Source organism: Pseudochelatococcus contaminans (assembly GCF_014195635.1).
Lineage (GTDB): Bacteria > Pseudomonadota > Alphaproteobacteria > Rhizobiales > Beijerinckiaceae > Pseudochelatococcus > Pseudochelatococcus contaminans.
Window position 1 is genome coordinate 1 of sequence record NZ_JACICC010000026.1, and the last position, 13,203, is coordinate 13,203.

Here is a 13,203-nt window from a genome sequence, read left to right on the forward strand (position 1 = left end):
ACAACCCATTGACCAAAGCCTGATCAGAAAACCATACTCAGAGGTGGCTCACTTCTCGGTGGAAAAACCGGCTCAGTTCCGCGTGGAAACCAACAGTCGCCAACGACTTCTTTCTTCGGCCCCGGCAGGCGCATGATTTCGTCCGGCTCCATCAAGGGGCGTTTCACTTCCTGATAGCTGCGGGATACGTTGTCGAGGACTGCACCGAACCGCTTGCCCGAGGTAGTCACCTGCTCTTTCACCACGGTGGTGTTGCCGGTCATTTTCGACATCCATTCGGCGGTTTCGAGCTTGTTGGGCGCGTAGGCCACGCGGACGTGGCAGTTGGAAATGATGCTTTCGTCTCGGGTGTACGCCTTGTAGAGCTGGGACACGTCCTGCGTGATGATGTAAGCCTTCATCCCGTAACCGGCGATGTAGGCAAGCGCTTCCTCGAACACCTCAATTTTCCCCAGCGTCGGAAACTCGTCCAGCATCAGCAGCAAGCGGTGCTTGTGCGCAGCCTTGGCGCGGCCGTCGTCAAACTCCATTTCGTCGGCCATGGTAAGCACGATCATGGTCAATAGCAGGCGAGTGAGCGGCACAAGGCGCTTGGAAGTCTTCGGCGTCGAAATGAAGTACAGCGACACCGGCCGGTCGTGATCCATCAGGTCGGCGATCTTGAAGTCGCTGCGCGACGTGTTTTCGCCCACGATGGGATCGCGGTACAGGGCAAGGGCGTTGTTCGCCGTGGAAATGATGCTGCCCAGTTCGCGGGCCGGGGTGTTGGCCATACGAGTGCCAACGCCGGTGATGACAATCTGCGCTTCACGGTTGGCCGGGTCGCCGTCGTTGATATGCACCTCGCGCATTTCATCGAACAGCCCGGCGAGTGCTTTGGGGTCGCCGTCCGGGTCGTCTACAAGGTCGTTGGCGGTGTCCGGTGCGGCGAAGTCGCCCACGCCGGTCAGCATGTGGCCAATGTCCTGCAAGCACGGCGTGCGACCGATCTGATCGCCCTTGTAAAGCGCGTGCAAGATCAGCCCTACCAGCAGCTCGAAAGCGGCGCTGCGGAAGTGGTCGCTTTCGATGCCCTTGCCGTCTGAGTCCACGACCATGATGGCGATGTTCTGCGCGTCACTGACTTGGAAACGGGTGCGGTACTGGATTTCACCCAGCGGGTTCCACGCACAGCCGGTACCCGGCTTGGCCGGGTCGAAGCGCAAGACCACGTTGTTGGCGTGCTTCTTACGCCAACCCGAGGTCATGGCGTAGTTTTCGCCTTTACGGTCGAGAACAAACACCGAGTGCGGCCAGCTCAATAGGGTAGGAATGACGAGGCCGACGCCTTTACCCGAACGGGTCGGGGCGAGGGCTAGAACGTGCTCCGGGCCGTCGTGGCGAAGATAGAGCGTCTTGCCGGTATCGGCGTCATCGTAGGCCCCGCAATACACGCCCTGCCCGTTCTTGCCCTCACGCGGCAGCAGCCCGGTTTCCTGCACTTCCTCACGAGTGGCGAAGTGGGCCGTGCCATGCACGTCGTCATGCTTGCGCGAGCTGCGGGACTTGAAGCCGACCCACAACACGTAGGCCAGCATTCCGACAAGGATGCCGAGCGCAAAGAAGATGAAAGCGTAGTTGTAGGAACCGGGTGCGTAGTCGTAGAACTTAAACATCCAGTCCCACCACGCGAACGGCGAGTAGACGTTCCCGAACAGTGGCGCGCCAAGGGCTGGATGGTAGGCCACGCGGTAGGCGATGTACTGCGTACAAAGGCTGTTCAGCGCGCATATGTAGACGATCAGATAAGCCGCGCCGATCAGCCGAAGCCGACCGCCTGACTCGTTCTTTTCGCCGTTGTTTTCAGTAGTGCTCATGTGTCCTTGTTCTCCTTTCTTGGGACGGGATTGCGATGTGGGACGGGGCGGCCAATGCCTCAAAGCTCATTGACCGATGCCCCTTTGCCCGACTCTTTGAAACGACCGCGTGCATCTACTTCAACCTCGCGGCCGACCTTCCATTTGGCTGCTTTCGCCACGACTCTTGCGGTGGATGGCTTCACCAACATTTCGTCGCCACGCTTCAACAACAGCACTTCGCTGCCGTCTTCCATGCGTCGGCGACCCTGATACGTGGCTTTGCCCGCATCGCTCGCCTGCCATTGCCGATGATAGTTTAAAGACGATATTTTGTCCCGCTTTTTATTGCGTTCTGCAATCCATTTTTCGACCGCCGGGCTAGATTCCACGGGCTTCGCTGGTTTTGGCGGTGTCCCGCTTCCTGCCTTGTTGCGGGACAGGCCAGTTTCGGCCAAAAACGCGGCCTCCATGTCGTCGGGTTCGGGTGCCGGGCGGGGTCGCTTTGGCTTCGGCTCGTCTGCGGCCTTGTCTTTTGGTGCCACGTCTACCTGCCAGTTGTTGCGCTCGAAGGTGCGCCCATCCGGCAAGGTGACGCTCTCGCTTCCCTGATGCTCGACGCGCACCTTGTCGCCAACGTCGGCCCCGCTGCGCTGCATCGCCGATTCAAGGCCCACGCCCCAAATCGTATGTTCCTCGCCGAACTCGTCGCGTAGCGTGACGAAGTAGCTTTTGCTGTTGCCCTTGACGTGCTCGAACGGTGCCTTGCCATGCTCGACCAGCTCGGAGAACCGGCCGCCGGTGCCCTCTGTTTCGGCCTGAAACGTTCGCTCCATGTCCCGATGTGCGGCCGTCTCGCGGCGCACCTTTTCCATAGCCGGATCGGCAAACCGCACGTTGAAGCCGTGCATACCGGCGAGCTGGGCGACCTCCTGCCGGAACTCGTCTGTACCCTCCACGACCAGCGGCTGGCCATCGAACCGTTTGGATGCCAGTTCGAGCGCGACCAGCGCCGCGCCGGTGGTGGCCTTCTGCGCCTGAACGTGTGTCGTCCGGTCGATCACCATGCCGCCGTCGATAGTGCTATAGGCCATGGTGCCGTCCTTGCGGGCCTTCGGCTTGAGCTTGTCGAGGACGACGGCCTTGGCCTTGTCGGCCCGATTCGCGGTGAGCAAGTCGCCCTGCCACTTGCGTTGCCGTTCCTCGCGGTCGCGTAGCACGGCCAGCGCTTCGGCGTTGCCGCGCTCGGCCTGCTGTGTCAGCCAGTCGGCCCACGATGGCATAGCGGTCTGCTTGAACAGCGCTTCGCGCTTGGCGTTCGCGTTCTGCCGGTTGGCGTTGCGGGTCGCGTCGGCCTGCTGCTTGATGGTGGCCATCATCACGCGCTTGGCCGCGCCCTTTGTAGCCACCTTGACCAGCATTCGCTGCGTCTGTTGCCAGTTGCGCAGTTGAGCGCTGGCCAAGGCGCTGTCGCGCCGGATGGCATCGAAGCCATGGCGGCGGCCAACAATCGCGGCTTGGCGCTCGCGCTGGTACTGCGCAAACAGCGCGGAGGTACCGGGGCGATCTGGACGGCGGGGCTTGGGTTCGTAGCGTCTGCGGGCGGCCTTGGCCTCGGCCTGCTGCTGTGAAGGCTGGAACGGCCCGAGGCGGTCGGTCAGGGCCTTGCTTGAAAGATCACGGCCGACGTTGCTGCACTTGGCCCATAGGTCAAGGTCAGGATCGCCGATCACCAACCCGGCCCCGCGCTGGCGAACCTGTAGCCCGTGCTCGGCCGCTGCGTCGTGCAGCTCCTGCCAGCTCGATGCGGCGCGCATCGCCGGAGCGACCTCGCGGGCCGCGTAGCCGGTCAGCGTCTCGATGCCGCTTTGCGCTTCAATGTCGGCGGCTTTTCCGCCTACCCTTGTGCGTCCGCTTTCTCCTGCTTCGCCAGTAGCTGCTCTATGGCCATGTCCCGGCCGTCGCACGCTGTCAGGGCGTTCTTTTCCTCGTTGCTGTAGATCACCGCGTGTATGACCCGGCAATAGCACCGAACCTCTTTCGGAAGCGCGAACCAGACGGCAGCCGGACAACGTTCGCAGACCGTTGAGGGATTTGGCCTCTGGTTCTTCGCCAAACGTGAGATTACTGGACTCTCGTAAATATCGTCGAAATCTACTATCTCGCTGCTCTGGTCGTTGACCGGGATTAAGTTCGATTCGTTGTCCGTCTCGGGCGTTGTCATGGCTTTTTTCCTCTATTCCGTGATTGGTTCGTTGAAGGTCGTATTTAATTTCGAGGCGTTCGCACGCCTCCATCAGCCGCTTTTTATCGTAATAAGGTTCGATATTTTGCAGCCCGGTCGGATGCACTTTGTTAATAGCGACGTGAACGTGCAGGTGGTCAGTGTCTTTATGGACGGCTGAAACACGTTGATGGTCGGCATATCCAATTGAGGCGCAAAGTTCGTCCTCGATGGCGTGCAAGACTTCTAGCGAAGGATGTTCGCCGGGTGGAAATGAATAAACTAAATGATAGGTTTTATCGGACTTCGACCGCGTATTTGCGGCCTGTATTGCTTCGATAATTATTGCAGCGGCGGCAGGGTCATCGGTTCCGCAATTCGTCACCCGATAACTGTCTACCTTCTCGCCTTTAGTCGTACTTTCTTTAGTGTCTAGGATATAATCAACTGTCCTAGCCCAAGTGTTAGGATCAATATCGCCAACGGCCGCAACCATATACCGCACCAATCGGGCGGGGCTGGATGTTCCCTTATCTCTTGGAACCCTTTTGGCGATCATCTTACGACCCGCGACATAATAGCGAGGACTTCGCCCTGCAATCTGCGAAAGTCATTCATCATCGCTTCAACGTCTACCGGCCGCGCACCTTGGCCGCGTTTCTCTGCGAGCCAAAGTTTCAACAATCCAGCGACCCGCCCAAGGTCGCCATTGACCTTTCCCAAGTCGGCCACGGCTTGCAGGTCAACAACCGACCGGATCGGTTCATTCAGTCCAACCGCACGCAGGAACGCGGACTGAGACATGCCCGCTTGCGCGGCACGCTCTACCAGCTCGGCGCGCTCGTCCTCGGTCACGAATACCTTGATGTATTCGTTCCGAGGCCGGGTGCCGTAGGTCGTCTTTTTCTTCTCTGCCATTCGTCTCTCGCTCATGCCGGGAGCGACAGCCAGGTGGCGCAAATGCGCGCCTTTCCTTTGGTGCCGCATCGGGCTTTTGATGTTGGTCGCGGCAGCGACGGTGGGCCTCGCAGAGCAAGATGCCGTCGAACCGCAGGTGAGTAAGGTGGCGGTGTTGAGGGGGAACAGGCGTAGCCTGTGGACCCACAACACACATCTTGCCGTCTAACTCTCCGCTATTTTAGGCAATTGCGCCCGACCACGCCAGCGGATTATCGCCTAAAGGCGATAAAAGCCCGCCCCAAGCGGGCGGAATTGCCTTCCGTTGCCTTGAGTTGCCTTAAATTTCGCAAAATTGCGCTAGAGGGGTTGTGTATTTGCCTAAAATTGCCTATAGTTGCCTTCAGTTGCCTTGTGGCGTATAGTTGAGTCGTCGCCTAGATAGGCGGCGACAGCAACAGGAGAAGACAATGGCTGATGAGCCTAAGAAGGTGTATCGCGGCGCGGGCCGGGCCGCCTTTTTGGCCCACGTCGATGCTTTCCGCGAGCTGCTGGACGCAGGGCACCCGTTGCGGGCGATCTACGACGATTACGCCGAGCGCCTTGGCATCGGCTACCCGCAGTTCACCAAGTATGTCGGCAAGTTCATACGGAAGGAAAAAGACGATGGGCACCAAAGGAAAGGCGGCGAGCAAATCGCCCCGGCAAGCCCCTCCCCAGCCTCTACAGGAGGCGCAGGAGGCCCAACAGGGGGCAAGTCTGCCCCTGAACCAAGACCCGGCGCAAAACGCCCCGGATTCGAGCACAACCCAAATAGCGGAAACAACCGCGACGACCTTATCTAACAGGAGTGAACTAAGTATGGCTAATAACGCTACCCCTTCGACCATTGCTAAACTCGTCCGCCAAGTTCATTACATTCTGCAAGGCAAAGGCGGCGTCGGTAAGTCGCTGATCGCTTCGGTGATCGCGCAATATATTAAAGGCAAAGCCCGCCCGCTGGTTGTCTATGACACTGACCCGGTGAATGCCACCCTCGCCGGTTATAAGGCGCTGGACACTAAACGTCTTGAACTGATGCGCGAAGGTTCGTTGGTGGAACGTAATTTCGACCGCCTCATTGAACAAATCGTGGAAGAGGATTCCGATTTCGTGGTGGATAACGGCGCGGCGTCGTTCATTCCGCTGTCCTACTACCTCGCGGAAAATGACGCGATTAACCTGATCGCCGAAAACGGCAAACAGGTATATATCCACACCGTTATTACCGGCGGCCAAGCACTGCGCGACACTCTCGGCGGTTTCGCTTCTCTTTGCGAGCAAATGCCCGGTGACGCCCGTTTGGTTGTTTGGCTGAACGAGTTCTTTGGCGACATTGAAGCCGAGGGCAAAACTTTCGAGGAAATGAAAGTTTATCAATCCAACAAAGACCGCGTGCACGGCATTGTCCGTATCGCTCGCCAGACTGGCAGCACTTACGGCGAAGACGTGAAATTGATGCTCGACAGCAAGTTGACGTTTGACGAAATCAAAGAGTCGCCGGACTTCGGCCTTATGTCGAAATCGCGCCTGAACAAAGTCAAGTCGTCACTGTTCGAGCAACTCGACACGATCATCTAAGGGGGTCGTGATGCTCGACTTTGACGACATACGGAAAGAGGTTGCCATCCGCCACGGCGTACTGCTTGGCAAGGATGACCCTATCCTTGCCACGGTCACGGTCAACGAGCTGGTGCTTGGTCGGTTTCTCGATCTGATTTCCGATCAGTACGATGAAGCCAACCGCACGTTGACTCTGACGCTGCAACAGCAGGTCGAACAGTCGAAGGAAACGGCCGGGAAGATCATCACCGACGCCGCCAACTACGTCAGCGACCAAACGCGGCAGGCAGTGGCCGAAGCGATCAAGGATGCAGGCAAGGAACTGCGCCAACAGGTCGCCGAGGTGAAGACCGCGAGCCGCGAGGCGGTGGCCAGCGGCCGCGATGCGCAGGTGGCCAAAAACAGTGCCATGGTGGCCGCCGTGCTGGCCGGTGTCGCGGCTCTGATCGCGGTGGCCGCTCTGGTGGTGGTGCTGCTGAAATGAGGTCGCCGGGCTACGGCCCGGTGCCTCCCCATTGAGGATCTAACATGGAAGGTACTTTGAACCTCGACCCTAGCCAGTCTGGAAGAACGAGGGGTAGCGCATGCAACGAGCAAAAATAGCGATGGCCATTCATGCCGTCTCTGTGGTCGCTGCGCTGGCAGTGGCATGGCAGGCCGTGCGGTTCGCCATGGGCGATCTTGGCAACGTGACTTTGCCGGTGTTCGAGCTGTTCGACCACGGCGTGCAGTCGGTGGCCAGCGACAGCGCCAAACAATCCAGTGGGCTGCGGTTCTCGCCGCTCGGCGACCTGTTCGACATGATGCGGGCCGTTGTCGTCTGGTTTGCGGGCTTCATGGTGTGGCTGATGGCGGCGGTGATCGTAGGCGAGCTAGGCAAGGTCGCGGCGCGTGTGGCAGCGGTAGGCTGGCACCAGTACCGGGCCGAAGCCCGCGAAGCGGCAGAGGCGGCCAGGATCGCGCAGGAGCGGCAAGCGGCCAAGGATCGCAGGCGCGAGCTGCGCAGGAAGGTCATCGAGGCGCGAGAGCCGCGCAAGTCATCTGGTGTCTTCCCGTTCCTGATTGGCCTGCTGCTGGGGTCGTTTTTCTTCTAACCCAATGCGAGGGTTTTACAATGTTGGTAGCACTGCTGGAATTCCTGATTTTCCTGCTGGCCCTGCCCGCGCTGTTTGTGTTTGTGCTGTTCCGGTTCGTGTCTGATGTTGCGGACTACTTCGGGTTCTGGCTGTTCCCCGGCGTGTTCGGGCTGGCCATGGGCCTGAACCTTGCCATGGTCACACCGTCCGGCCCTGACGTGCCCTTTGAAAGTCTGGTGCAGGTCATTGCAGGTTCCCATATCGCCGGTTTCGAGACGCCAAACGTGCTGTTCACAGTGGGCATAGTTTCCCTTTTGGTGCCGCCTGCTCGCTCGCTGTTCAAGCGACTTTTCCCGACCAAAAGAAACGTCAACTGACAGTCCCAAAAACAAACAAGCCCGCTGATTAGCGGGCTTTTTGTTTGGCACCAAATGGGAAGGGTCAGTGCGCCGGTGCGCCCGGCTGGATCGGCTGAATTGCCAGCCGCAGGCCCATGGCCCGAAGGATCGCGGTCAGGCTGCGCACCTCCGGGTTGCCCTTGTCCGACAAGGTGCGGTAGAGCTGCGACGGGTTCAGGTCGGCAGACTTGGCCACGCTGCGCACGCCGCCAAAGGCGTCGGCCATCTGGCGCAGTGCAATCAGCAGCTCGCCTTGGTCGCCGTCCTCAAGGATGCTGTTTAGCAGCTCGACGGCGTACCCCGGATCGCGGCGGAACACTTCCGCCATTGCTTCGTCGTGTGATCTGTCTTTCATGGGTCAATCTCCTGCTCGGTTCTGCCAGTCACGCCAGTAGGCGCAGGCTCGGTCAATGTCGGCGCTCTGCTTCCGCTTGTCGCCGCCACACAACAGCAGCACGACGGTAGAGCCTGTTTTCGCGTAGTAGATGCGGTAGCCCGCACCAACGTCTATGCGCAGCTCCCAAACACCTTCTCGCAGCGGTTTGTGGTCGCCGAAGTTGCCCAGCTCAAGACGCATAACGCGCCGGTCGATGGCGATGCGCGCCTTCGTGTCGCGCACCTGATCGCGCCATTCTGCGAAGTGGTCGCGGCCGTTCGGGTCGAGGTAGTGCCGTATCTGTTGCATGCCCTTATTGTCGTTTATAAACACCACTATGTCAAGTGCTGCGCTCGCACTTCGGATGTTTTTTTATCCGCACACACATGCGTCTAGGTATCGCCTTTAACGTATCACCCGTGACGGTGGCGTGATCTTCGTATGCTGACGGATAAAATAGCGCATACGGATGAACCAACATCCGCACAGTGATAGATTTCTATCGTTATACGGATAGAAACAATCCGCATATAAAAGGATAGAATTCTATCGGCATGCGGATAATTTACTATCGTTTCATGCTGCTAAAATCTATCCGCCTATGCGGTGTGAATCCTAGCAGTATGCGGATAGATAAACATCCTTTTTGGTGCAGATAAAAAGCTATCGGTATGCGGATGTTGTGCTATCATTAGATGCAGATGGCGGGCTATCCGCACATGACCCAAGGGGATCACAAATGCAGATTCGAGAACAGGGCCGGAAAATTCAGTGCATCCGCACCGTGTATGACAAGGCGATAGGGCGCGGCCGTCAGGTTGTAGTGGCCACGCTTCCACGCTGGAGCACAAGCCTGATGCCGTCCGAGGATGGGCTTGCGCAGCTCACGGACGCCGAGCGGGAGCAACTGGAGGCGTTCTTGGCCCAGCGCCGCGCAGACGCGGAGGAATCGAACAGCCGCTATACGGCCATGTCGGCGGCCTCATGGCTGGCCACGTTGGCCAAGTCGATCAAAGAAGGCCAGCAGCTCCGGCCGGAACAGGCCGACGCGATCTGGCAGGGTATGACTGAGGTTGCCAAGTCGCTGCGCAAGGCCGGGTACGCCAAGCCAAAAATCAGTCGCAAGGCCAAGGCCGTACCGACACCCCAAGCACCGCAGGAAGCCACGGCGGGCGAGGGATCGACACCGGGCACGGCAGAAGTCACCAACACCAGAACAAAGCCCGCCAGAAAGCCACGCGCACCCAAGGCCGCGACCAGCACCGACACAATGGAAGGTGGCCAAGGGTAGGGCCGATATTGTTCGCATAGGGTAGGGCGAGCCTGTGCGCAAGCTCTGGCCATCACCCTTCCTTTTGGTGCCAGATTTCACGTAGCGCGGCCGCTGAGTGGGGCTTTAGGGCAATCCAAGGCAACTATAGGCAACCAAAGGAAACTTTAGGCAATTTCCGGGGGCTTGGCCGGTATCACTTGAAGCCGCTTCACCGCCGCCACAAAGTCGAGCCGCAGCAGGTACATGGCCAAGTCAATCGCACCGCCGCCACCCCGCTCGGTCTGGGTGTCGTACCACTTCGGGCCGGTGGCCAGCAGCTCGACAACCGCACCACCAAGCGAAACATGCACGCGAACAGTCGCTTTGTCTTTCAGCGGCTCAAAGGTCGCGTCACGCTTCCAGTAGATCCCCAACGCATCGAGGGTGGCCACCACGGACACCTGCCGCAAGTAGGCAATACGCGCATCATCAAATCGTCTGGATCGCATCAGGTTCACTCCCCATGGCTCTGAGCGGTTAAATGCCCCGTGACCCCTTCAAAGCCTCCGCCCCGTACCGGGGCTGCGCGGGCCGTGGACAACGCTTCGCGTTGACGCACCGCCCTTGCGGCTACTCGTGATATTTCATCACGGGGGCTACTCCCGGCTGCGCCGATCAAAAGCGCGGGGGCTTCGCCATTAGTATTACGCACGGACTTGTCTCACTGGTTCTAGGCCCTGACCGACCGCCTCGTCCTGCAATACGCACGGACTTGTCTCAAGGGCTGGTGCGGCTGGCTTGCCTGCGCGATACCAGCTCGCCCGGCTCATTCCAAGGGCCTCCCAAGGCTTCTGGCGGGTCAAGGACGACTGTTCGTAGGTTTCCCGGTCTACCGCACCGGCGGCGCGTCTGCGCGCTTCCTCGCGCTTCCTGTGGCGTTCTGCGGCCTCGGCCTGGCTGACGATGGTTTTAAGCTGCCGCTGTTCCTCGGCGGTGATCCTGAACAGGTTGATAAGGGTGTCGTTCTTGGGCGTGTAGAGCGGGGTGAACTCTTTGCCGCCAAAGGTGACTTTCTCCCCGGCCTCGTAGGCTTTGGCCTTGCTGAACAGCGTCATCAGCTCCTTGGAGCGGCTGTTCCACTGCGGATCGAGTTCACGGGCCAGCGCGGCCGCTTCGTGGTACATCTGCTTGCTGTTGGTCGCCCCGGACAACAGCAGGAAGTTGAGACGCCAGAACAGGTGTTGCATCCGGCTGCCTTCACCAACGCCGCCGCGCAGCTCGGCCAGCTTGCGCAGGTCTTCGAGGCGATCCCAAGCAAGCTGTCGGCCTGAGAAACCGCGCAGGTTGTCGGCTTTGCCGCCGGGCACCAAAAGGAAGGGCTTTTTCTTGGTGCGGCGCTCGGCCTGCTCCTGTCGTTGCTGCTCTATCGTCCAGCGTGCCGCCGGTAGCAACGTCTCGGCCAGATACTCGAAGTTGTAGCGGACTGGCTGACCATCGGCCCCGGTCTGGACGTGAACCACGCGGCAGATTTCGCCGCTCTTGCTGTTGACCGTCTCCACGGTGCGCAGCACGCGGCTTGCATCCTTGGCCATAGGGTCGGCGCCGACATGGGCAAGGCGATCCACAAGGTAGCGTTGGCAAGCGTTCCAGCGGGGCAGGGCTTGGCGGGGTATGGTTCCCTCCAACAGCCATTTGGCTTGTATGCCCCGGCCGCTGTAGATCAGCATCGAGGGTGCGGGCAAACCAGCCTCGGCGCAGAAGTACAGCACCGAGGCGGCCAGTTCGTCGGGCTTGCGACTGGCCAGCGCGGGCACGCGGTAGGTATCGAGGTCGGCGAACAGCAGGCCCAGCCGGGAGAGGTTCACCACGCGCCGGTTGGGGCGCATGAACTCGGCCTGTGAAATCCAAGTGTCGCGGGTCTTGTCCACCAAGCTGAGGATGGTGGGCATATCCGAGAGACGGTGCGACGACTGCCGCTTTTCACCACGCACATCGACCAGCAACGAGAAAAAGCCGCTCCTGTTGCTGTCGTGGTACGTCTGCGCCTCGTCCTGAGAACTGAACAGCGCAAGTTGCGAACTTGCCATAAGCCCCTGCCTTTCGGGCGCGCCAAGACAGCGCGCCTCTTGTCAAAGGCAAAGCGAGCTACTAGAATGAACCTGAATTTACCCCGCCAAGGGCGTCTGTTCCGGTTCCCGTCGCCAAACGGTTCTGTAAGTCGCTCTGCTATTCGCAAAAGCCCCGTCGCCAAACGGGGCTTTTTGCATTCTGGTTATCCAACAGCCGAAACCATCTGACTGTTGGGACGTTTTCCGGCCCGTGCCAAGGTGCGAGGCACCCAGCCTTGAGCGTCGGTTTCCCACTGGTAAATGCCGTGCTGAACAAGAACCGATCCGGCCCCGTCCAGCGATGAAAAATAGCGCGGCCCGCCACGGTACTGCCCAAGGATGCGGTCTTTCTTGGCTATCCGTAGCACCACGACCAACCCCTTGTCGGCCTTGCCTATAGTGGCGGCGTTCACGCCTCCAGCGGCAAGCACCTCCTTGAACGATACCGGGTCGATGACAGCATCAGAATCAAAAGTAATCATGCATCACCCCCTTGAGACTGTCCAGCATGGTTGGATTTTGCAAAGCTCATTATTGCATAATAGCCCAAGTGTCTACAACGCGGCGTTGGCGGGTGTTGCCACTATGGAATTTCCCTCTTTTTGGTGCATTCCTTGAGGTCGGGCGTAGACAAAAACCCTCCGATTCGGGCAACCTTTTTGCTAACATACGACAATTTCATGCGCGCTTTGTGTGGACTTTTTGCCACTACAGCCCGTTAAATCAACCATCGAAAGGGGAGGTGCCGAGCCGAGATGCCTAGACGACGCGACACCGTAGAACAAGAACACGATGACAAGCCGGTGGCAGCGGAACGCCTGATTTTTGCCAAGAACTTCAGGAAGGCCCGCATTGCCGCCCAGCTAAGTCAAAGAGACGTCAGGGACAAGACGGGATTCGCTCAATCATGGGTCAGCGAAATAGAGACAGGGAAAATGTCAATCACCATCGACAACATGGCCAAGCTGGCCCACTGTGTCGGCGTACCTCTGTGGCAACTTCTGGTGCCTTCGTAGCGTCCTCTAAAGCCTGCCTGCCGTTCGTCCAGTTCAACCGACCAGACCCCACAAAGCCGTGGGGTCTTTTCATTTCTACCGTCATTCTCTCTTGTTTGCGTGATAGTGTTTAGACTATCATTACGGCGTTGGGCTTGATCTGCCTTACGCTATCTTCGCAACAAGGTAAGGACGAAAGGAATGGACGGGATTTCACATGACCAAAAGGCTACCAGCCTTCAAAGCAATCGCGCCGAGCACGACCGACGCATTGCGGAAAAACTGCGCCGCGAGCTAGGCCCGCAGGTCTGCGCTCTGCTGGATGACACCAAAGTAATCGAAATTGGGCATTGAGTAGCAACGGAACAGAAAACTCACTTAAGCGGCCGAGGTGGGCTTTCCGACATTCCGGCACGGCGTTAGCGCCAGCGATCCAGCTC

16 protein-coding genes are annotated in these 13,203 nt (G+C 59.1%); 8 read left to right on the forward strand and 8 right to left on the reverse strand.

Translation table 11 applies throughout. The features are described 5' to 3' along the window. Positions 1–23: 23 nt before the first annotated feature. From FHS81_RS18005 to FHS81_RS18015, 3 genes are read right to left on the reverse strand one after another with little or no spacing between them, the layout of a single operon-like run. Complete coding sequence (locus FHS81_RS18005) at positions 24–1,856, reverse strand: type IV secretory system conjugative DNA transfer family protein (RefSeq protein ID WP_183754952.1); 1,833 nt, start codon at positions 1,854–1,856, stop codon at positions 24–26. A gap of 59 nt (positions 1,857–1,915) precedes the next feature. Next, entirely contained in the window at positions 1,916–4,618 is a 2,703-nt protein-coding gene (traI, locus tag FHS81_RS18010; protein WP_183754954.1) for a TraI/MobA(P) family conjugative relaxase, read from the reverse strand. Continuing rightward, on the reverse strand, positions 4,615–4,977 hold the full coding sequence (locus FHS81_RS18015) for a plasmid mobilization protein (protein WP_183754956.1): 363 nt from the start codon (positions 4,975–4,977) through the stop codon (positions 4,615–4,617). The genes traI and FHS81_RS18015 overlap by 4 nt, the downstream gene beginning before the upstream one ends. A 449-nt stretch (positions 4,978–5,426) precedes the next feature. Between FHS81_RS18015 and FHS81_RS18020 the strand changes: the two genes are divergently transcribed. The 5 genes from FHS81_RS18020 (at position 5,427) to FHS81_RS18040 (ending at position 8,011) form a co-directional block, all read left to right on the forward strand. Beyond that, positions 5,427–5,801 carry a TraK family protein gene (locus FHS81_RS18020; RefSeq protein WP_183754958.1) on the forward strand — a complete coding sequence of 125 codons (375 nt, stop codon included), beginning with the start codon at positions 5,427–5,429 and terminating at the stop codon, positions 5,799–5,801. 16 nt (positions 5,802–5,817) lie between these two features. Further along, positions 5,818–6,576 (forward strand): nucleotide-binding protein, encoded by a 759-nt coding sequence (locus FHS81_RS18025; RefSeq protein WP_183754960.1) that lies wholly within the window; start codon positions 5,818–5,820, stop codon positions 6,574–6,576. A 10-nt stretch (positions 6,577–6,586) separates the two neighbouring features. Next, positions 6,587–7,042, forward strand: a complete 456-nt coding sequence (locus tag FHS81_RS18030) for a conjugal transfer protein TraM (protein ID WP_183754962.1) — start codon at positions 6,587–6,589, stop codon at positions 7,040–7,042. 100 nt (positions 7,043–7,142) lie between these two features. Beyond that, the gene (locus tag FHS81_RS18035; protein ID WP_183754964.1) at positions 7,143–7,652 is read left to right on the forward strand and encodes a hypothetical protein; all 510 of its coding nucleotides are present in this window, start codon (positions 7,143–7,145) and stop codon (positions 7,650–7,652) included. A gap of 20 nt (positions 7,653–7,672) precedes the next feature. Beyond that, on the forward strand, positions 7,673–8,011 hold the full coding sequence (locus tag FHS81_RS18040) for a hypothetical protein (protein ID WP_183754966.1): 339 nt from the start codon (positions 7,673–7,675) through the stop codon (positions 8,009–8,011). Between the two features lie 64 nt (positions 8,012–8,075). Here FHS81_RS18040 and FHS81_RS18045 read toward each other — a convergent pair whose 3' ends face one another. Together FHS81_RS18045 and FHS81_RS18050 are read right to left on the reverse strand one after the other, a co-directional pair. After that, positions 8,076–8,387, reverse strand: a complete 312-nt coding sequence (locus tag FHS81_RS18045) for a helix-turn-helix domain-containing transcriptional regulator (protein ID WP_183754968.1) — start codon at positions 8,385–8,387, stop codon at positions 8,076–8,078. A 3-nt stretch (positions 8,388–8,390) separates the two neighbouring features. Further along, on the reverse strand, positions 8,391–8,717 hold the full coding sequence (locus FHS81_RS18050; RefSeq protein ID WP_183754970.1) for a type II toxin-antitoxin system RelE/ParE family toxin: 327 nt from the start codon (positions 8,715–8,717) through the stop codon (positions 8,391–8,393). A gap of 430 nt (positions 8,718–9,147) precedes the next feature. On the opposite strand from FHS81_RS18050, the gene FHS81_RS18055 reads away from it, so the two are divergent. Beyond that, on the forward strand, positions 9,148–9,699 hold the full coding sequence (locus tag FHS81_RS18055; RefSeq protein WP_210281822.1) for a hypothetical protein: 552 nt from the start codon (positions 9,148–9,150) through the stop codon (positions 9,697–9,699). A 146-nt stretch (positions 9,700–9,845) separates the two neighbouring features. Here the strand turns inward: FHS81_RS18055 and FHS81_RS18060 are convergent, their stop codons facing one another. From FHS81_RS18060 to parC, 3 genes are all read right to left on the reverse strand, one after another. Continuing rightward, on the reverse strand, positions 9,846–10,169 hold the full coding sequence (locus FHS81_RS18060) for a hypothetical protein (RefSeq protein WP_183754972.1): 324 nt from the start codon (positions 10,167–10,169) through the stop codon (positions 9,846–9,848). A gap of 195 nt (positions 10,170–10,364) precedes the next feature. Beyond that, positions 10,365–11,747 carry a replication protein gene (locus FHS81_RS18065; protein WP_183754974.1) on the reverse strand — a complete coding sequence of 461 codons (1,383 nt, stop codon included), beginning with the start codon at positions 11,745–11,747 and terminating at the stop codon, positions 10,365–10,367. Between the two features lie 185 nt (positions 11,748–11,932). Then, positions 11,933–12,250 (reverse strand): ParC family partition-associated protein, encoded by a 318-nt coding sequence (parC, locus tag FHS81_RS18070; RefSeq protein WP_183754976.1) that lies wholly within the window; start codon positions 12,248–12,250, stop codon positions 11,933–11,935. 273 nt (positions 12,251–12,523) lie between these two features. Here parC and FHS81_RS18075 point away from each other — a divergent pair, with 273 nt between their 5' ends. Together FHS81_RS18075 and FHS81_RS18080 are read left to right on the forward strand one after the other, a co-directional pair. After that, on the forward strand, positions 12,524–12,784 hold the full coding sequence (locus FHS81_RS18075; protein ID WP_183754978.1) for a helix-turn-helix domain-containing protein: 261 nt from the start codon (positions 12,524–12,526) through the stop codon (positions 12,782–12,784). A gap of 180 nt (positions 12,785–12,964) precedes the next feature. After that, the gene (locus FHS81_RS18080; RefSeq protein WP_210281824.1) at positions 12,965–13,117 is read left to right on the forward strand and encodes a hypothetical protein; all 153 of its coding nucleotides are present in this window, start codon (positions 12,965–12,967) and stop codon (positions 13,115–13,117) included. Positions 13,118–13,203: the final 86 nt, after the last annotated feature.

Coding starts and splice junctions, on each gene's coding strand:
- FHS81_RS18005 (WP_183754952.1), bottom strand. CDS start 1,856: ATGAGCACTACTGAAAACAACGGCGAAAAGAACGAGTCAGGCGGTCGG.
- FHS81_RS18060 (WP_183754972.1), bottom strand. CDS start 10,169: ATGCGATCCAGACGATTTGATGATGCGCGTATTGCCTACTTGCGGCAG.
- FHS81_RS18020 (WP_183754958.1), top strand. CDS start 5,427: ATGGCTGATGAGCCTAAGAAGGTGTATCGCGGCGCGGGCCGGGCCGCC.
- FHS81_RS18075 (WP_183754978.1), top strand. CDS start 12,524: ATGCCTAGACGACGCGACACCGTAGAACAAGAACACGATGACAAGCCG.
- FHS81_RS18080 (WP_210281824.1), top strand. CDS start 12,965: ATGGACGGGATTTCACATGACCAAAAGGCTACCAGCCTTCAAAGCAAT.
- FHS81_RS18050 (WP_183754970.1), bottom strand. CDS start 8,717: ATGCAACAGATACGGCACTACCTCGACCCGAACGGCCGCGACCACTTC.
- FHS81_RS18015 (WP_183754956.1), bottom strand. CDS start 4,977: ATGGCAGAGAAGAAAAAGACGACCTACGGCACCCGGCCTCGGAACGAA.
- FHS81_RS18045 (WP_183754968.1), bottom strand. CDS start 8,387: ATGAAAGACAGATCACACGACGAAGCAATGGCGGAAGTGTTCCGCCGC.
- FHS81_RS18065 (WP_183754974.1), bottom strand. CDS start 11,747: ATGGCAAGTTCGCAACTTGCGCTGTTCAGTTCTCAGGACGAGGCGCAG.
- parC (WP_183754976.1), bottom strand. CDS start 12,250: ATGATTACTTTTGATTCTGATGCTGTCATCGACCCGGTATCGTTCAAG.
- FHS81_RS18025 (WP_183754960.1), top strand. CDS start 5,818: ATGGCTAATAACGCTACCCCTTCGACCATTGCTAAACTCGTCCGCCAA.
- FHS81_RS18055 (WP_210281822.1), top strand. CDS start 9,148: ATGCAGATTCGAGAACAGGGCCGGAAAATTCAGTGCATCCGCACCGTG.
- FHS81_RS18035 (WP_183754964.1), top strand. CDS start 7,143: ATGCAACGAGCAAAAATAGCGATGGCCATTCATGCCGTCTCTGTGGTC.
- FHS81_RS18030 (WP_183754962.1), top strand. CDS start 6,587: ATGCTCGACTTTGACGACATACGGAAAGAGGTTGCCATCCGCCACGGC.
- FHS81_RS18040 (WP_183754966.1), top strand. CDS start 7,673: ATGTTGGTAGCACTGCTGGAATTCCTGATTTTCCTGCTGGCCCTGCCC.
- traI (WP_183754954.1), bottom strand. CDS start 4,618: ATGATCGCCAAAAGGGTTCCAAGAGATAAGGGAACATCCAGCCCCGCC.